Below are 17,253 nucleotides of genomic sequence, written 5' to 3' on the forward strand. Positions count from 1 at the left end.
AATTATGAATAGCATTAAACCGGCGCAGCTGGTGCGCGCAGTCAACTGGAACATCATCGAAGACGACAAGGATCTGGAGGTGTGGAACCGTCTGACCTCCAACTTCTGGCTGCCGGAGAAGGTGCCGCTGTCGAACGATATTCCCTCGTGGGCCACGCTGACACCGAAGGAACAGCAACTGACCATCCGGGTGTTCACCGGCCTGACGCTGCTCGATACCATTCAAAATACCGTCGGGGCACCCGCGCTGATCGCCGATGCCATTACGCCGCACGAGGAGGCGGTGTACTCCAATATCAGCTTTATGGAGGCGGTACACGCCCGCTCCTACAGCTCGATTTTCTCCACGCTGTGCCAAACGCCGGACGTCGACGACGCCTACCGCTGGAGCGAGGAAAACCGTGCGCTGCAGAAAAAGGCCAGCATCATTTTGGCCCACTACCGCAGTGACGATCCGCTGATGAAGAAGGTCGCCAGCGTGTTCCTCGAGTCGTTCCTGTTCTATTCGGGCTTTTACCTGCCGATGTACTGGTCGAGCCGTGCCAAACTGACCAACACCGCCGATCTGATCCGCCTGATCATCCGCGACGAGGCGGTACACGGCTATTACATTGGCTATAAATTCCAGAAAGGGTTGGAGAAGGTAGATGCCGCCCGCCGGCAACAGGTGAAAAACTTCGCCTTCGACCTGCTGCAGGATCTGTATGACAACGAGGTGCGGTACACTGAAGAGCTGTACGACGGGGTGGGTTGGACCGAGGACGTGAAAACCTTCCTGCATTATAACGCCAACAAGGCGCTGATGAATCTGGGGTACGAAGCGCTGTTCCCACCGTCGATGGCGGAGGTCAATCCGGCGATTCTGTCTGCGCTGTCGCCGAACGCCGATGAGAACCACGACTTCTTCTCCGGCTCCGGCTCGTCTTACGTGATTGGTAAAGCGGTCAATACCGAGGATGATGACTGGGATTTCTGAGGTTAATAGCAGGGGCGAATAACTTCGCCTTATAACGATAACCGGTGAACGGGCGCAGCATGCAGCGCCCCTACGGTTTAGATATTTCCTGCACGCTGGCGGATGCGTTGCCAGATGGCTCGCTTTTCATCGTCATCGGCGCTCGACCAGGCGGCGATTTCATCCAGCGTGCGCCAACAGCCACGGCACCACGATTTTTCGGTGTCGATCTGGCAAACATTATTGCAGGGCGAACGGACGCCATCATCGATCTGACTGCCCGTCTTCCTTCTTCTACTGCGGCCTACCATTAAACGCTTCCTCGCGGTGGATTTTCTGCCACAGGATACCCGATCCCGCAGCGGAAAAACCGGCCGCAAGCATCAGATAATGCCACCATTGGCACGCAAGGTTTGGCCGTTGATCCAGGCACCGTCGGCACCGGCCAGGAATGATACCGCCGCGGCGATATCCTGCGGCTGGCCCAGACGCTCCAGCGGTGCCATTTTCGCCAGACGTTCGACAAGCTCCGGCGTTTTACCGTCCAGGAACAATCCGGTGGCGGTCGGGCCCGGCGCTATCGCATTGACGGTGATATTACGCCCGCGCAGTTCTTTCGCCAGCACGCTGGTCAGCGCCTCAACGGCGGCCTTACTGGCGGCGTACATGCCGTAGCTCGGCTGCAACAGCCCAACCACGCTGGAAGAAAAGTTGATGATGCGGCCATTGTCGCGCAGACGTTTCGCCGCTTCACGCAGAGTATTAAAGGTGCCTTTCAGGTTGATGTCGATCAGCCGATCGGCATCGGCATCGCTCATTTCCGCCACCGGGGCCAATGCAATTACCCCGGCGTTGTTGACCAAAATATCCACGCCGCCGAAGGCCTGTTCGGCGTGGTCAAACATTTTTGCCACCGCTGCGGCATCGCTGACGTCCGCTTTGGCGCTCAGCGCGCGGCCGCCATTTTGCTCGATTTTGCGCACCAGTTGATCGGCCAAAGCCTGATTACCTGAATAATTGACGATCACGGTCATTCCGTCGGCGGCCAGCCGTTCGGCGATGGCGGCACCGATGCCGCGTGATGCACCGGTTACGATGGCAACTTGTTGGGTGGTGGTGTTCATCTGATCTCTCCTCGTCGGCGCTGCGCCGGCAGACTTGCTGGCGTGAGATCATCATGCACCTTTCGCAATGGCGGATAATCCCCTAATCTTCGTTATCACTATTCGAATCAAGCGAACAATCACATGGACAGAATTGATGCCATGCGTCTGTTCACCCGCGTGGTGGAACAACGCAGCTTTACCCAGGCCGCGCAGGATCTGGCTCTGCCACGTTCGACGGTGACCGATGCCATCAAACAACTGGAGGCCAGGTTGCAGGTGCGGCTGCTGCAGCGCACCACTCGCCACGTCAGCCCAACGCTGGATGGCGAGGCTTACTATCAGCGCTGCCTGACTATTCTGGCGGATATCGAAGATGCCGAAATGGCCTTTGCCGGTGCAAAACCGCGTGGGTTGTTGCGCATTGATGTGCATGGCACGCTGGCACGGCACTTTCTGCTGCCGGGGTTGCCCGACTTTCTGGCGCAATATCCGGATATCGAATTGTTTATGAGCGAAGGCGATCGGCTGGTGGATCCGGTGCGGGAAGGCATCGACTGCGTGATCCGCGTAGGTAAACTGAAAGACAGCGATATGGTGGCGCGTCGGCTGGGTGAGCTGGAAGAAGTGACCTGCGCGGCACCGGACTATCTGCAACGCTTCGGCACGCCGCTTGACATCGATGAACTTGAAGGGCACCGCATGGTGGGTTTTCGCTCCTCGGCCAGCGGCAGCATAATGCCACTGGAGTTTAACGTCGCAGGCCAGCCGCAGCAGCTAATATTGCCCTGCACGGTGTCGGTCAGCGCGGCGGAAAGCCTGGTGGCTGCGGCTCGTATGGGATTGGGGATTATTCAGGTGCCGCGCTATCACCTGCGCGACGATTTGGCCAGCGGCAGTCTGCTGCCGCTGTTACCACAATTCCCTTCCACGCCAATGCCGGTATCGCTGTTGTATCCCCGCAGCCGCCAACTTTCCCCCCGGGTACGGGTATTTATCGACTGGTTCAGCAAGGTGTTCGCCGCAGGCAACCACTAAAAAACCGCCCATAAGGGCGTAATGCCGGTCAGTTAAGCAAAGTTCTGAATCAGAATGTACGACGTTGTTTAAGTGGGCGTCCCCCTCTCCAGAGGGAGAGGGAACAATAACAAGCATTACCCATCGGGGCGGTCAATGGCTTACATTGTGCCGTAGTCCAGCGGGACCCAGTTGTAGCCTTCACCCTGCTGATTGAGATAACCCAATCCCGGGAATGACAGATGCGCAGCGCCCACCAGCACACTCTGCCGGGCGCTATCACCAAAGACTCGCAGGCGCTGAGCCACCGCCGCTTTGGCATCGCTGTCGAAACTTATGGCAACACGCGGATCGGGAAGCTGCACTGCCGCCACATGGATCAGATCGCCAATCACCAGCAGCTTTTTACCTTCGCTCTCGACCAGATAAATGCTGTGCCCCGGCGTATGGCCGTGAGTCGCGAACGCGCTGATCCCTGGCGACAACTCACCGTCACTGGCGAAAGATTTAAAATGTCCGGCAGCCTGATAAGGTTTGATCGCCGCCATTGCCCTTTCAAACGAGGCTCTGTCTTCGCTTTTCGCCTGCTTCAATCGGCTCTCGCTCAGCCAAAAATCGGCATCCTGCTGACTGGCGCGCACCACCGCATTCGGGAATATCGCCCTGCCGTGTTGCGACAGGCCGCCGAGATGATCCGGATGCAGATGGGTCAGATAAATTTCGTCCACCTGCTGCGGCTGATAGCCGGCGGCCTTCAGGTTGGCCACCAGCTTGCCCAACCCGTCCCCCAGCAACTTGCCGGCACCGGTATCAATCAGGATCAGCTTAGTGCCGGTGTTGATCAGATAGGCATTGACCGAGGTGACCACCGGCAGTTTCTGATGGCGCTCGGCCAGGGCGTTTTCAATCTGCTTTGGCGAGCTGTTAAGCAGCAATTTATCCACCGGCAAACGGATGATGCCATCGGACAATACGGTGACTTCATAGCTGCCCAGCATAATGCGATAAAAACCCGGCGCGGGGGTTTTCACCTGTGGCGCAGCGGCCAGAGTTTGCAGTGACATGACGGCCAGCGCCGCCCCCAGCAGGTAACGTTTCCAGAACATAACGACTCCTTATTGTAAATTTGGCAGCGCTAAGTATTGACGCAAAACCCAGAGCCTGCCCGCAAGAGCGATGACACAGGCAAAAAAAATCCCCGCGGGGGCGGGGAAAGGCAAAGAAAACTGAGGTTTTTTTGTTATACGAAGAATTTGGCCAGGACTAACAAAGAGAGTGAGACGTTGATCGCACCGCCGATACGGGTGGCGATCTGGGCAAACGGCATCAGCGACATGCGGTTACCGGCAGTCAGGATGGCCACATCACCGGTACCGCCCTGCCCGCTTTGGCAGCAGGAGACAATCGCCACGTCTATCGGGTGCATGCCAATTTTTTTACCAACGAAGAAACCGGTCGCCACCAGGGTGGAAACGGTGCTGACAATCACCACCAGGTTTTGGAGAGTGAAGGCGTTAACCAGTTCCTGCCATGGGGTGATGGCTACGCCAACGGCAAACAGGATTGGGTAGGTCACCGCCGTGCGGAAGAACTTATACACCACCTGCGAACCTTCCTGAATGCGTGGGGAAACACCGTGCGCCAGCTTCACCGCTACCGCCGCGAACAGCATGCCAACCGGTGCAGGCAGGCCAATCATGCGGTGCAGCAGCATCCCGACCATGTACAGCAAAATGGCCAGCAGAGCGCCACAGGCAATGGTACTGACATCCACCTTACCGCTGATTTTATCCACCGCGCTCATTTCGCTGTCACCCTGCTTGCTCGGCATCAGGCTGCCCTCACCGGTCAGGTGCGGGTAGCGTTTACCAAGTTGATTCAGCAAGCCGGCAAGCACAATGGCGGTCAGACTGCCGAGCATCACGATTGGCAAAATACGGCCTAACGCCACCCCCTGCTCCATATGCAAAATTGCCGCGTAGCCCATCGACAGCGGGATCGCGCCCTCACCGACGCCCCCGGCCATGATTGGCAAGATCAGGAAGAAGAAGATCTGGAAGGGTTCCAGCCCAAGAGCCATACCAACGGCCATGCCCACCAGCATGCCGGCAATCTCGCCGCACAGCATCGGTACGAAGATGCGCAGGAAGCCCTGGATCAGCACCTGACGATTCATACTCATAATGCTGCCGACGATAATGCAGCAGATATACAGGTACAGAATATTGGTCGACTTATAGAATTTGGTGGTCGACTCCACCACTACATCCGGCAGCAGGCCGTAATGCACCAGTGCGGAAGGAATAAAGGTGGCGCAGATCGCCGCGGCACCCATTTTGCCGATCAGCGGCAGGCGTTTACCGAACTCACCGCAGGCAAAGCCAAAGAAGGCCAGCGTTGCGACCATCACTACGATATCGCTGGGTAATTTCCCTTCCAGGCAATCAAGTAAAATAAGTACGCCGGCCAGAACAAAGAACGGCAACGGAATAATCCCTACTTTGTAGTTATCCAGTATGTGCCACCATTTTTCACGCAACGGTATTTCAGCGGCTTTATCTTTGGCGACGAGGTAAGAATCATCTGTTGTGCTCATAATCTGGCCTCTTATTAGTTTGTTCAGCCATCATAGAGAAACGCACGGATTATCTGCTGTGATTTTGTTCAAAATAAAAAAGGGTTTTTAATGGTGGTTATGGTTTCTATGGTGTTAATTAAGGTTATGTAAAATACAGCGTGGTTTTAATGGTGTTAATGTTATTTTAACTTTAAAAGTTATCAATTTTATTGCGGTCGTGAATGCAGCGACCCATCAAGAATAAACCCGTGGCGGCGATCACAAGTTGATCGGGCGCAATATTACATGAACCCCGACTCATGATAGGGTAAGCGCTCAGGATTTCTCAGGGTACCTCCCAGACTATGCGCATAAAACTCTCATTTCAAATTAAGCTATTCCTGTGCCTGGTCGCTTTCTCCTGCCTGCTGCTGAGCTTTATTGGCGCCTATACCTACTATCAGCTCGATGCCCAGTTGCACCGCGATCTCGGCGCGCGGGCGCAAGTACAGGCGCGAGAGATTGCCCTGATCCCCTCGCTGGTCAGCGCGGTGGAAAAAAACGACCCGGTAAAAATCGCCGAGCTGATGAAAAAAATACGAGCCAGCAGCGATGCCAGCTATATCGTGATCGGCGATAAACAAACCCGGCATCTTTACCATTCTGAATATACCAACCGTGTTGGTACCCCAATGGTCGGGGGCGATAATAAAGAGGTTCTGGAAGGGAAAAGTATTATTTCCATCCGCAAAGGTGGCATCGGCATTTCATTGCGCAGTAAAGCGCCCATTATGGATGAGCATAATAACGTTATCGGCATCGTTTCGGTCGGCTATCTGAAATCCCATATCGATAACCTGAATGCCAGAACCCTGACGCAAATCGTCGGATCCATTGTGTTGTTATTAATCGCCCTGTTTGTTTTTTCCTGGCTATTGTCGAAGAATTTAAAACGCCAGATGTTCTGGCTGGAACCCAAAGAAATTGCGCTACTGGTGCGTCAGCAAAAAGCCTTGCTGGAGGCCATCTATGAAGGCGTCATCGCCGTCGACCCGCAACTGCGGATCATCACCATCAACCACGCGGCGCGTGAACTGCTGGAGCTGCGCCAGCCTGCCGCCGCGCTGATGGGCCGCAATATCGGCGAGATTATCCAGTCACAGCCGGATTTTTTCGGCGCTTCCCAGTTGGGGCACGACACCCACGACGAGGTTTGCCGCTTTAACCACGTGCGGGTTATCGCCAGCCGGGTGCGTATTATGCAGGAGCAAGAGCTGCAGGGTTGGGTGATCAGCTTCCGCGACAAGAACGACATCAATACCCTGAGCAGCCAGCTCAGTCAGGTCAAACGCTACGCTGACAACCTGCGCATCATGCGCCATGAGCAGCTTAACTGGACTGCCACCCTGGCCGGGCTGTTGCATATGCAGCGCTACGACGAGGCGATCCGCTATGTGGAGGCTCAATCGGAAGGCGCGCAAGAAATTCTCGACTTTATTTCGCAGCGTTTCAGCTCGGCGGCACTCTGTGGTTTGCTATTGGGCAAGTACTCCAGCGCCAGGGAAAAAGGCGTTGAGCTGCGCTTCGATCCCGCCTGCCAGCTACGACAAATTCCGGCGGCGCTGAATGAAACCGAACTGATGTCGATCATCGGCAATTTGCTGGATAATGCGGTAGACGCTACGCTGCATTGCGCCGAGCCACACGAGGCGGTAGAACTCTATATTAGCGATATCAGCAATGAGCTGGTGATTGAAGTGGCCGATCGCGGTATCGGCATTGCGCCCGAGGTGCGTGATACGCTGTTCGAGCAAGGCGTCACCACCAAAGAAGATAAAGGTGACCACGGCATCGGCCTGCATTTGGTCGCCAGCCACGTAGCGCAGGCGCATGGCAGTATAGAAGTGTCGGACAACGAGCCGCACGGGGCCATTTTTTCTTTATTTATCCCTAAAACCTTATAACCCGTTTCGAGCACCCGAATGATGCAACCAGAAGCACTGGACGTTTTGATCGTTGAAGATGAGCCGCAGTTGGCCACGCTGCACGCCGAGTTTATCGAGCAAAACTTTGCTCTGCGGGTGGTGGCTTATGCCGCCACGCTGGCCGAGGCCATAGTCAAAGTCAACGCCCACCAGCCACGTCTGATCCTGCTGGATAACTTTTTGCCGGACGGCCAGGGCATCGAACTGATGGAAGAAGCCGCGGTGAAAAACCCCGGCTGTTCGGTGATCTTTATTACCGCCGCCAGCGATATGAACACCTGCAGCCAGGCGATCCGCAACGGTGCCTTCGACTACATCATCAAACCGGTATCCTATAAGCGGCTGCGTAACTCGCTGGAGCGTTTTATGCAGTTTGTTCAAACCCAGCGCACCTTTAAGGTGATCGACCAAAGCAACGTCGACGCGCTGTATAACCTGCAATCCAAACAGTTCTCCAGCGAACCCAGTGCCAAGGGCATTGAAACCAATACGCTGGAGTTGGTGCAGGCGCTGTTTATCGAACAACCGGAGGCGGCGCACGCGGTGGAAGACGTGGTCAAACAGGTGGGTATCAGCAAAACCACCGCCCGGCGTTATCTGGAATATTGCGTCGCTACCCAGTTCGTGCGCGTAGAGATGATGTACGGCAATATCGGTCATCCACGCCGCCTGTATCGCAAGGCCTAATCTGACATCTGGCTGTCATATTAAGCGGATAATATGACTGCGACGATATCCCCTCGATATCGGCACCTGTCGTTGAAATTAATGAAATACTGATGACTTTTACCCGGCCTATGGTCGGGTTTTTTATTGTCTGAATTCAGTGCCGAACGGGGAAATAACAAGATTATTGCAGCAGGATTATTTTTACCTAAAACCAAGAGTTTAAGGCGAATATCAGATTCAAATAATTGAATATCCACCCCACTACCATAGCCAATCGAAATGTTGATGTAAATCGCTAATATCCCATTCATCGGACATTGAGGGTTGTCTCAGATATTCACTGTGTTAGGGTATAGGCGACTATTATTTTCTATTGGGACATTTTTTATCGTTTGATAATTCATCAGAGGAAACAGCAAATTGCATGGCAATTAAACTCGAAGTAAAGAACCTGTATAAGATATTTGGCGAACATCCGGATCGCGCATTCAAACTGATTGAGAAAGGTCTGACAAAAGATCAACTGCTTGAAAAAACCGGGTTATCACTAGGCGTAAAAGACGCCTCTCTGGCCATTGAAGAAGGCGAGATATTCGTCATCATGGGGCTTTCCGGTTCAGGAAAATCCACCCTGGTACGCCTTCTCAATCGTCTGATAGAACCCACCCGCGGCCAGGTGCTGATTGACGGTGAAGATATATCGAAAATATCCGACAGCGCACTGCGCACCGTACGTCGTAATAAGATCAGCATGGTGTTTCAATCATTCGCTTTAATGCCGCATATGAATGTGTTGAATAACACCGCATTCGGTATGGAATTAGCCGGTATTCCGCCGCAGGAACGTCAGGAAAAAGCCCTCGAGGCCCTGCGTCAGGTCGGACTGGAGAATTATGCTCATTCTTATCCCGATGAACTTTCAGGTGGGATGCGTCAGCGTGTGGGATTAGCCCGAGCCATGGCTAATAATCCGGATATATTATTGATGGATGAAGCCTTCTCAGCACTTGATCCATTAATCCGTACCGAAATGCAGGATGAACTGGTCAAATTACAGGCCCAACATCAGCGTACCATCGTCTTTATTTCCCATGATTTGGACGAAGCTATGCGTATTGGCGATCGTATTGCCATTATGCAGGGCGGTGAGGTGATTCAGGTCGGTACGCCGGAGGAAATATTAAATAATCCGGCCAACGATTATGTACGCACCTTCTTCCGTGGCGTAGATGTCAGCCATGTTTTCAGCGCCAAGGATATCGCCAAGCGTCGTCCGGTCGCGCTTATTCGTAAAACCCCCGGTTTTGGTCCGCGCTCAGCGTTACAGCTGCTGCGGGATGAAGACCGCGATTATGGTTATGTTGTTGAACGCGGAAAGAAATTTATCGGCGTGGTGTCGGTAGATTCACTCAAGCAGGCGCTGGCGGCCAATCTGACGCTGGATGACGCCCTGCTGGAAGCTCCCGCCCCGGTACCGGCCGACATGCCGCTAAGCGAACTGATTTCATTGGTCGCTCTGGCGCCTTGCGCGGTACCTGTGGTCTGCGAAGAAAACAACTATATCGGAATTATTTCCAAGGCCATGCTGTTGCAGGCCCTGGATAAAGAGGGCCCAACGAATGAGTGATACTACACAGGATCCATGGGCCACTGCGCCTGCCGACGCCGGTGCCAGTGCCGCACCGGCCACTGACGCTGCAAATTCAGCGGCTCCCGCCGGCGATGCCTGGTCGAGCGCTCCGCCACCGGCAAGCCATGACGCCGCTAATCAGGCCGCTCAGGGCGCCGACTGGCTGAATAGCGCACCGGCTCAGCCGGAGCATTTCAACCTGCTCGATCCGTTCCACAAGACCTGGGTACCGTTTGACTCCTGGGTCACCCACGGCATTGATTGGCTGGTGCTGCACTTTCGCCCGCTGTTCCAGGGGATCCGCGTACCGGTCGACTTTATCCTCAGCGGTTTTCAACAACTGCTGCTGGGCATGCCGGCACCGATCGCCATTTTGCTGTTCTCGCTGATTGCCTGGCAGCTCTCCAGCCTCGGTATGGGTGCCGCCACGCTGGTCTCACTGATTGCCATTGGCGCTATTGGTGCCTGGTCGCAGGCCATGGTGACGCTGGCGCTGGTATTGACCGCCCTGTTCTTCTGTATCGTCATCGGCTTGCCGCTCGGCATCTGGCTGGCGCGCAGCAAGCACGCAGGCAAGGTCATACGGCCGTTATTGGACGCCATGCAAACCACGCCGGCCTTCGTCTATCTGGTGCCGATCGTCATGCTGTTCGGTATCGGTAACGTGCCGGGGGTGGTGGTCACCATTATCTTCGCCCTGCCGCCCATCGTGCGTCTGACCATTCTGGGCATTAAGCAGGTGCCGGAAGATCTGATCGAAGCCGCGGAATCCTTTGGTGCCAGCCCGCGCCAACTGCTGTTTAAAGTGCAGTTGCCATTGGCGATGCCGACCATTATGGCCGGGGTAAACCAAACGCTGATGCTGGCACTGTCGATGGTGGTGATCGCCTCGATGATCGCCGTCGGCGGTCTGGGCCAGATGGTGCTGCGCGGTATCGGTCGCCTCGATATGGGGCTGGCCGCCGTCGGCGGGGTCGGTATCGTGATCCTGGCGATTATTCTCGACCGTCTCACCCAGTCGCTGGGGCGCGATCGCCGCAGTAAAGGCATGGGGCGTTGGTACGCACACGGCCCCATCGGCCTGGTCACCCGGCCCTTCATCAAAAAGCCTTAATTGCCCTGCCCCCGGCCAGCGTCGGGGGCACCGATAAAATCGAAGGAACCACTATGCGCTCGACAGGAATTTGGGCTTTGGCCCTGACTTCATTGCTTGGCACACAGGCGTTCGCCGTCGAACTTCCCGGCAAAGGCGTCACGGTTAAACCCTTGCAAAGCACCCTCGCCGAAGAAAGCTTCCAGACCGAACTGGTCAACCGTGCCCTTACCAAGCTGGGTTATAACGTCCAGCCGACCGGTGAGGTGGAATACAACATCGCCTATACCTCTATCGCCTCCGGTGATGGCACCTATATGGCGGTGAACTGGGATCCGCTGCAAACCGACATGTACCAAAGCGCCGGCGGCGACAAAAAGTTTTATCGCCAGGGTGCCTACATCACTAATGCGGCGCAGGGTTATCTGATTGACAAGAAAACCGCCGATAAATACCACATCAGCGATATTTCGCAGTTGAAAGATCCCAAGCTAGCCAGACTGTTTGACGCCGACGGTGACGGCAAGGCCGATCTGGCGGGTTGTGAGCCTGGCTGGGTGTGCGGCAGCGCGATCAACACGCATATCAAAGCCTATGGCCTGAGCAACACGGTTACTCAGAACCAGGGTAACTACTCCGCCATCATCGCCGACACCCTGACCCGCTACAAACAGGGTAAACCGGTGCTGTATTTCACCTGGACGCCGTATTGGGTCAGCGACGAACTGGTGCCCGGCCGCGATGTGGTCTGGCTGACCGTGCCGTTCTCCGCCAGCCCGGGTTCGTTGAAAGACAAGGATACCGCGTTGCCGAACGGCAAAAATTACGGCTTCTTCGTCAATAACGAGCATATCGTCGCCAACAAGCAATGGGCGCAGGCCAACCCGGCGGCGGCCAAGCTGTTCGCCATCATGAAACTGCCGTTGGCGGACGTTAACGCGCAGAACCTTCGTATGCACAAGGGCGAGAACAGCGCCGACGATATACAACGCCACGTAGATGGCTGGATTAAAGCCCACCAGGCCACCTTTGACGGCTGGGTCAGCACCGCTGCGGCGGCAGCGAAATAATCCCGACGTGCCGGAAATCCCGGCTTCATAACATAAAAAAGGTATTTCACTATGCGCACTACAGGAATCTGGGCGGTTGCCCTCACCACATTGATTAGCTCACAGGCGGTTTCCGCCGCGGACTTGCCGGGTAAAGGCATTAGCGTTCAGCCGGTGCAAAGCACCATATCTGAAGAAACCTTCCAGACGCTGCTGGTCAGCAAGGCGCTGGAAAAGTTGGGCTATGACGTCAAGGACACCCGTGAAGTGGACTATAACGTCGCCTACACGTCGATCGCCTCTGGCGACGCAACCTTCCTGGCGGTGAACTGGGATCCGCTGCACGCCGATCAATACAAGGCCGCCGGCGGCGACGCCAAGTTTTACCGTGAAGGGGTTTATGTCAACGGCGCAGCGCAGGGTTACCTGATCGACAAAAAAACCGCCGATAAATACCACATCACCAACGTTGAGCAGTTGAAAGACCCGAAGATCGCCAAGTTGTTTGACACCAACGGTGACGGCAAGGCCGATCTGACCGGTTGTACGCCGGGCTGGGGCTGTGAGGCGGCGATTAACCACCACATCAAGGCCTACGGCCTGGATAAGACCGTCGAGCATAACCAGGGCAACTACGCGGCGATGATTGCCGATACCATTACTCGCTACAAAGAAGGCAAACCGGTGCTGTATTACACCTGGACGCCATACTGGGTGAGCGACGTGCTGGTACCGGGCCGTGATGTCGTCTGGTTGCAGGTGCCGTTTTCCGCCATGCCGGGCGAAATGAAAGATATGGATACCAAGCTGCCAAACGGTGCCAACTATGGGTTCCCGGTGAACACCATGCGCATCGCCGCCAACAAGAAATGGGCCGAAGCCAACCCGGCAGCCGCCAAGCTGTTCGCCATCATGAAACTGCCGATTAGCGACGTGAATGCGCAGAACCTGCGGATGCATGAAGGTCAGGCGTCAGAAGCCGATATCCAGGGCCACGTTAATGGCTGGATCAAGGCGCATCAGGCCACCTTTGACGGCTGGGTGAAAACCGCCGCCGAAGCCGCGAAGAAGTAATAACACCGGGGCGCAGTTCACCACTGCGCCCCGTTCTATTCATTCAGCAATAGCTATCCCACTAAACTGCAAAAACCGCTCGGCGGTTCTGGACAGCGGCTGCGGCCATACGCAATACACCTGTCGCCGCGGACCATCCTCGATCGGGATCGACACCAGCGAACTCAAACGCTGCGCCGTCGAGATGGGCACAATGCCTGCCGCCAACCCACGCCGCACCAGATTTTCCAGCCATTCGATATGGTCAATTTCAAAACTGACATGCCGCTTAATACCTGCCGCCTGAAACGCACGGTCGGTCTGCCGCCGGGCACCGGTCCCGCTGTAAAAGTCCACCAGCGGCACTTCTGACAGGGTTTGCAGATTGACCCGTTGACGACTGGCCAGCGGATGCTGCGTCGCCACCAGCGCAACCAGCGGCTCATCGGTTAGCTGCCGATGCGACACCGGCAGCATATCAATATCCCCCGGCCAGAGACCGACAAACGCCACGTCCGTCTTTTGTTGGCGGACGTCTTCCAGCAATGCTTCGCTCATGCCCACGTACAGCCGGATATTCACCGCCGGATAATGGCGATGAAAGTTGCCCAGCTTTTCGGTCAGATCAATCGCGTTTATGGTTGAGATAGTGCCAATGGTCAGGGTGCCGGATACCGTGCCGCTGGCGGCAACTACCTCTTCCACCAGCGCCTGTTTCGCCGCCAGCAGCCGTTGCGCCGGTTGAATAAACGCCTGCCCGGCGGTGGTCAGCCTGACCCGCCGCGAGGTGCGTTCGAACAATGTACAGCCCAGCTCCTCTTCCAGTTTGGCGATCTGGTGGCTAAGGGCAGACTGCACCGTGTGGCAGCGCTGCGCCGCCCGGGTAAAGCTCTGCTCTTCGGCTACCGCCAACGCAAAGCGTATCTGTTTCAGGTTCATGGCATCTATCGCAAAATGAGATTGATAAAATGAAAATTATACATTGGATTCACCGGCTGTCGTGCCCGATACTTCGGCTAACTTTTCCCTGTGATTAATATCTTATGAGCCAACAACATTCACAGCCGGGTCTCAGCCCGGCGCTGATCGTGCTGATCGCCATCGCCACCGGTCTGGCGGTCGCCAGTAACTATTACGCCCAGCCGCTGCTGGAAACCATCGCCCAGAACTTCGATTTATCGGTCAATCAGGCCGGCTTTATCGTCACTGCCGCCCAGTTGGGCTACGCCGTTGGCCTGCTGTTGCTGGTGCCACTCGGCGATATGTTTGAACGCCGCGGTCTGATCGTCTTTATGACGCTGCTGGCGGCGGGCGGCATGCTGATCACCGCCAGCTCCACGACCTTGCCGATGATGATCCTCGGGACCGCGCTCACCGGGCTGTTCTCGGTGGTGGCGCAAATTCTGGTGCCACTGGCGGCCACCCTGGCCCATCCGGAAAAACGCGGCAAAACCGTCGGCATTATCATGAGCGGCCTGCTGCTCGGCATTCTGTTGGCGCGCACCGTAGCCGGAGCGCTGGCGTCACTCGGCGGCTGGCGCACCATCTACTGGGTCGCCAGCGTGTTGATGATCCTGATGGCATTGATCCTGTGGCGCGCACTGCCGCGTTACAAGCAGCATTCGGGGCTGAATTACCCGCAGTTGCTGAAATCGATCTTCACCCTGTTTTGCGGGACCCCGCTGCTGCGTACCCGCGCGATACTCGGGGCGCTGTCGTTCGCCAACTTCAGCGTGCTGTGGACTTCGATGGCCTTTTTACTGGCGGCTCCGCCGTTTGGTTATTCCGAAGGGGTGATTGGTCTGTTTGGCCTGGTCGGTGCTGCCGGCGCATTGGCGGCTTCACGCGCCGGGCATTTGGCGGATCAGGGTAAGGCCAGTTTAACCACCAGCGTGGGCCTGGTCCTGCTGCTGCTGTCCTGGATACCCATCGCTTTCGCTAAACAATCCCTGTGGGCGTTGATCGCCGGTATCCTGATCCTCGACCTGGCCGTGCAGGCCGTACACGTCACTAACCAGAGCGTGATTTACCGCATTATGCCGGAAGCGCGCAACCGCCTGACCGCCGGCTACATGACCAGCTATTTCATCGGGGGTGCACTCGGCTCACTGCTGTCTGCCTCGGCCTATCAACATGCGGGTTGGACTGGCGTTGCCGCGGCCGGGGGCGTTTTATGCCTGCTCAACCTGCTGACCTGGTGGCACGGCAGGCCTCACGATCCGCAAGGACCGGCGACAATCTGATTAGCAAGCGAATAGTCATATCAGGAATTTATTAGCGCCACAGGGTATAAACATTACTCACTCTCTGGTAATGTTCTGCAGATGAACTATTGATCTCTATATCCTGCGACACTAATAAAAATGCAAAGCCAAGCTGCAGAAAACCTCAATCCCCCAGCCGTCAGTTCTACCTTCACCCACGGCATCGTCGACAGTTTACCGATCGTCATCGGCTATGTGCCGGTGGCCTTTGCCTTTGGCCTGAGCGCCGTTAAGTTGGGGTTCTCCCCACTGGAGAGCATCTTCTTTTCCTGCATTATCTATGCAGGCGCCAGCCAGTTCGTGATCACCGCCCTGCTGAGCGCCGGCATGTCGCTGTGGGTTTCCGCGCTGACCGTGATGGCCATGGACATACGGCATCTGCTGTATGGCCCCGCTCTGCGCCACCGCATCGTCTCACGCATGTCGGCCGGTAAAACCGCACTCTGGGCGTTCGGCCTGACCGACGAAGTGTTCGCTGCTGCTACCGCCAAACTGATGCGCAATAACCGCAGCTGGAGCGAGAACTGGATGCTCGGCATTTCACTGTGCTCCTGGCTGTCGTGGGTAGCGGGCACCGCCATCGGAGCGCTGTTCGGTAACGGACCGCTGGAGCAATACCCGGTGGTTGAAGCCTCGTTGTCCTTTATGCTGCCGGCGCTGTTCCTCAGCTTCCTGCTGGCCGCCTTCAGGCGTCCACAAAGCCTGACCATCGTCGCCGCACTGGCTGGCGCGCTGCTTGGCGTGGTGCTGTTTTCCATTCCCGTCGCCATTTTAGCCGGCATCAGCGCCGGCTGTATTGCCGCCCTGTTCCAACCCACCGCAACGGAGGCCATCGATGAACACTGATGTGGTGGTGATTGGCCTGGTGGTCGGTTGCGCAAATTATCTGTTCCGTTACTTACCCTTACGCCTGGCTCCGGCGCGTGCCCAACCGGGCATTAAACGCGGTAAAACCGCGCTGTTGCTCGACAGCATTGGTATCGCCTCCATTTGCGCACTGTTGGTGGTATCCAGCACGCCGGTGGTGATGCGCGAACCGGACAAGCTGTGGCCGACGCTGGTCGGCTTCGCCGCCCTGGGGCTGTGCTTTTACCGTAGCAAAAGCATCATTCTGTCTACCTTGATCGGTGCGCTCGCCTTTGGCATCACGTTAAAGATATTTATGATTTTCGGTCCTGCCAGCCTTTGATTTTATCCGTCATCCCCATTCTGAGCTGTCGCTCGTGAATGGGCCGTTGACAAATAACTTACAAATGACACGAATTGCTAAATTATTCGCACGGCTGAAGATTTACATTATTAATCACTATCGTTACTATCTCGAACGAAATTAATGAGGCCCCAAATTATGGAAAGCTCGTTTACTCCCATTGAACAAATGCTTAATTTCCGCGCAAAACGTCAGAAAGATTTTCCTTATCAGGAAATTCTGCTGACCCGGCTGTGCATGCACATGCAAAGCAAGCTGCTGGAAAACCGCAATAAAATGCTCAAGGCACAAGGGATTAACGAAACACTGTTTATGGCGCTGATTACTCTGGATGCGCAGGAGAATCACAGCATCCAGCCTTCTGAGCTAAGCTCTGCTCTGGGCTCGTCACGCACCAATGCCACGCGGATTGCCGATGAACTGGAAAAACGCGGCTGGATTGAACGCCGGGAAAGCGACCATGACCGTCGTTGCCTGCATCTGCACATGACGCCGCAGGGAGAAGAGTTTCTCAACCAACTGCTGCCACCGCAGCACAAATGTCTGCATTTCCTGTGGTCCACGCTGAACGATGATGAACAGCAACAGCTTGAACAGCTGACACGCAAGCTGTTAACGCGTCTGGACCAGATGGAAGTTTCAGGACAGTTATCCCAATAATTTCTGTT

17 protein-coding genes are annotated in these 17,253 nt (G+C 55.7%); 12 read left to right on the top strand and 5 right to left on the bottom strand.

Annotated features, from left to right (window positions below; translation table 11 throughout):
- The first annotated feature begins 4 nt into the window (after positions 1-4).
- Positions 5-976 (top strand): class 1b ribonucleoside-diphosphate reductase subunit beta, encoded by a 972-nt coding sequence (gene nrdF, locus SERS4_RS0119800; RefSeq protein ID WP_012146430.1) that lies wholly within the window; start codon positions 5-7, stop codon positions 974-976.
- A gap of 77 nt (positions 977-1,053) precedes the next feature.
- Here the strand turns inward: nrdF and SERS4_RS26560 are convergent, their stop codons facing one another.
- Together SERS4_RS26560 and SERS4_RS0119810 are read right to left on the bottom strand one after the other, a co-directional pair.
- A complete protein-coding gene (locus SERS4_RS26560; RefSeq protein ID WP_071593041.1) occupies positions 1,054-1,266 on the bottom strand; it encodes a DUF1289 domain-containing protein in 213 nt (70 codons plus the stop codon).
- 72 nt (positions 1,267-1,338) lie between these two features.
- Entirely contained in the window at positions 1,339-2,079 is a 741-nt protein-coding gene (locus SERS4_RS0119810; RefSeq protein ID WP_017893764.1) for an SDR family oxidoreductase, read from the bottom strand.
- A gap of 123 nt (positions 2,080-2,202) precedes the next feature.
- On the opposite strand from SERS4_RS0119810, the gene SERS4_RS0119815 reads away from it, so the two are divergent.
- Positions 2,203-3,096, top strand: coding sequence for a LysR family transcriptional regulator (locus SERS4_RS0119815; protein WP_026142506.1), 894 nt, complete (start codon positions 2,203-2,205; stop codon positions 3,094-3,096).
- Positions 3,097-3,236: 140 nt separating this feature from the next.
- Here the strand turns inward: SERS4_RS0119815 and SERS4_RS0119820 are convergent, their stop codons facing one another.
- Both SERS4_RS0119820 and SERS4_RS0119825 read right to left on the bottom strand, forming a co-directional pair.
- Entirely contained in the window at positions 3,237-4,181 is a 945-nt protein-coding gene (locus tag SERS4_RS0119820) for an MBL fold metallo-hydrolase (RefSeq protein WP_017893766.1), read from the bottom strand.
- A 134-nt stretch (positions 4,182-4,315) separates the two neighbouring features.
- Complete coding sequence (locus SERS4_RS0119825; RefSeq protein WP_017893767.1) at positions 4,316-5,671, bottom strand: 2-hydroxycarboxylate transporter family protein; 1,356 nt, start codon at positions 5,669-5,671, stop codon at positions 4,316-4,318.
- Positions 5,672-5,997: 326 nt separating this feature from the next.
- Between SERS4_RS0119825 and SERS4_RS0119830 the strand changes: the two genes are divergently transcribed.
- The 6 genes from SERS4_RS0119830 (at position 5,998) to proX (SERS4_RS0119855) (ending at position 13,132) form a co-directional block, all read left to right on the top strand.
- A complete protein-coding gene (locus SERS4_RS0119830; RefSeq protein WP_017893768.1) occupies positions 5,998-7,596 on the top strand; it encodes a sensor histidine kinase in 1,599 nt (532 codons plus the stop codon).
- A 21-nt stretch (positions 7,597-7,617) separates the two neighbouring features.
- A complete protein-coding gene (locus tag SERS4_RS0119835; RefSeq protein WP_017893769.1) occupies positions 7,618-8,304 on the top strand; it encodes a response regulator in 687 nt (228 codons plus the stop codon).
- 406 nt (positions 8,305-8,710) lie between these two features.
- Positions 8,711-9,913, top strand: a complete 1,203-nt coding sequence (gene proV / locus SERS4_RS0119840) for a glycine betaine/L-proline ABC transporter ATP-binding protein ProV (RefSeq protein ID WP_012146439.1) — start codon at positions 8,711-8,713, stop codon at positions 9,911-9,913.
- Positions 9,906-11,030: a glycine betaine/L-proline ABC transporter permease ProW gene (gene proW / locus SERS4_RS0119845; protein WP_012146440.1), complete on the top strand. Its 1,125-nt coding sequence runs from the start codon at positions 9,906-9,908 to the stop codon at positions 11,028-11,030. The genes proV and proW overlap by 8 nt, the downstream gene beginning before the upstream one ends.
- Before the next feature lie 53 nt (positions 11,031-11,083).
- The gene (gene proX, locus SERS4_RS0119850) at positions 11,084-12,079 is read left to right on the top strand and encodes a glycine betaine/L-proline ABC transporter substrate-binding protein ProX (protein WP_026142507.1); all 996 of its coding nucleotides are present in this window, start codon (positions 11,084-11,086) and stop codon (positions 12,077-12,079) included.
- A gap of 51 nt (positions 12,080-12,130) precedes the next feature.
- A complete protein-coding gene (proX, locus tag SERS4_RS0119855) occupies positions 12,131-13,132 on the top strand; it encodes a glycine betaine/L-proline ABC transporter substrate-binding protein ProX (protein ID WP_012146442.1) in 1,002 nt (333 codons plus the stop codon).
- A gap of 39 nt (positions 13,133-13,171) precedes the next feature.
- Here proX (SERS4_RS0119855) and SERS4_RS0119860 read toward each other — a convergent pair whose 3' ends face one another.
- Positions 13,172-14,050, bottom strand: a complete 879-nt coding sequence (locus SERS4_RS0119860) for a LysR family transcriptional regulator (protein ID WP_012146443.1) — start codon at positions 14,048-14,050, stop codon at positions 13,172-13,174.
- Between the two features lie 104 nt (positions 14,051-14,154).
- Between SERS4_RS0119860 and SERS4_RS0119865 the strand changes: the two genes are divergently transcribed.
- The 4 genes from SERS4_RS0119865 to mprA all read left to right on the top strand — a co-directional run bounded on the left by SERS4_RS0119865 (position 14,155) and on the right by mprA (position 17,245).
- Entirely contained in the window at positions 14,155-15,354 is a 1,200-nt protein-coding gene (locus SERS4_RS0119865; protein WP_017893771.1) for an MFS transporter, read from the top strand.
- Between the two features lie 120 nt (positions 15,355-15,474).
- Complete coding sequence (locus SERS4_RS0119870) at positions 15,475-16,221, top strand: AzlC family ABC transporter permease (protein ID WP_017893772.1); 747 nt, start codon at positions 15,475-15,477, stop codon at positions 16,219-16,221.
- Positions 16,211-16,564: an L-valine transporter subunit YgaH gene (gene ygaH, locus SERS4_RS0119875; protein ID WP_012146446.1), complete on the top strand. Its 354-nt coding sequence runs from the start codon at positions 16,211-16,213 to the stop codon at positions 16,562-16,564. The genes SERS4_RS0119870 and ygaH overlap by 11 nt, the downstream gene beginning before the upstream one ends.
- 159 nt (positions 16,565-16,723) lie before the next feature.
- A complete protein-coding gene (gene mprA, locus SERS4_RS0119880; protein WP_012146447.1) occupies positions 16,724-17,245 on the top strand; it encodes a transcriptional repressor MprA in 522 nt (173 codons plus the stop codon).
- Positions 17,246-17,253: the final 8 nt, after the last annotated feature.

The sequence above is a fragment of the Serratia sp. S4 genome, assembly GCF_000347995.1.
In the GTDB taxonomy this organism is placed as follows: Bacteria; Pseudomonadota; Gammaproteobacteria; order Enterobacterales; family Enterobacteriaceae; genus Serratia; species Serratia quinivorans.

What these genes read in the sequence shown, in the direction of transcription:
- nrdF (WP_012146430.1), top strand. Translation starts at nt 5, where the DNA reads ATGAATAGCATTAAACCGGCGCAGCTGGTGCGCGCAGTCAACTGGAAC.
- SERS4_RS26560 (WP_071593041.1), bottom strand. Translation starts at nt 1,266, where the DNA reads ATGGTAGGCCGCAGTAGAAGAAGGAAGACGGGCAGTCAGATCGATGAT.
- SERS4_RS0119810 (WP_017893764.1), bottom strand. Translation starts at nt 2,079, where the DNA reads ATGAACACCACCACCCAACAAGTTGCCATCGTAACCGGTGCATCACGC.
- SERS4_RS0119815 (WP_026142506.1), top strand. Translation starts at nt 2,203, where the DNA reads ATGGACAGAATTGATGCCATGCGTCTGTTCACCCGCGTGGTGGAACAA.
- SERS4_RS0119820 (WP_017893766.1), bottom strand. Translation starts at nt 4,181, where the DNA reads ATGTTCTGGAAACGTTACCTGCTGGGGGCGGCGCTGGCCGTCATGTCA.
- SERS4_RS0119825 (WP_017893767.1), bottom strand. Translation starts at nt 5,671, where the DNA reads ATGAGCACAACAGATGATTCTTACCTCGTCGCCAAAGATAAAGCCGCT.
- SERS4_RS0119830 (WP_017893768.1), top strand. Translation starts at nt 5,998, where the DNA reads ATGCGCATAAAACTCTCATTTCAAATTAAGCTATTCCTGTGCCTGGTC.
- SERS4_RS0119835 (WP_017893769.1), top strand. Translation starts at nt 7,618, where the DNA reads ATGCAACCAGAAGCACTGGACGTTTTGATCGTTGAAGATGAGCCGCAG.
- proV (WP_012146439.1), top strand. Translation starts at nt 8,711, where the DNA reads ATGGCAATTAAACTCGAAGTAAAGAACCTGTATAAGATATTTGGCGAA.
- proW (WP_012146440.1), top strand. Translation starts at nt 9,906, where the DNA reads ATGAGTGATACTACACAGGATCCATGGGCCACTGCGCCTGCCGACGCC.
- proX (WP_026142507.1), top strand. Translation starts at nt 11,084, where the DNA reads ATGCGCTCGACAGGAATTTGGGCTTTGGCCCTGACTTCATTGCTTGGC.
- proX (WP_012146442.1), top strand. Translation starts at nt 12,131, where the DNA reads ATGCGCACTACAGGAATCTGGGCGGTTGCCCTCACCACATTGATTAGC.
- SERS4_RS0119860 (WP_012146443.1), bottom strand. Translation starts at nt 14,050, where the DNA reads ATGAACCTGAAACAGATACGCTTTGCGTTGGCGGTAGCCGAAGAGCAG.
- SERS4_RS0119865 (WP_017893771.1), top strand. Translation starts at nt 14,155, where the DNA reads ATGAGCCAACAACATTCACAGCCGGGTCTCAGCCCGGCGCTGATCGTG.
- SERS4_RS0119870 (WP_017893772.1), top strand. Translation starts at nt 15,475, where the DNA reads ATGCAAAGCCAAGCTGCAGAAAACCTCAATCCCCCAGCCGTCAGTTCT.
- ygaH (WP_012146446.1), top strand. Translation starts at nt 16,211, where the DNA reads ATGAACACTGATGTGGTGGTGATTGGCCTGGTGGTCGGTTGCGCAAAT.
- mprA (WP_012146447.1), top strand. Translation starts at nt 16,724, where the DNA reads ATGGAAAGCTCGTTTACTCCCATTGAACAAATGCTTAATTTCCGCGCA.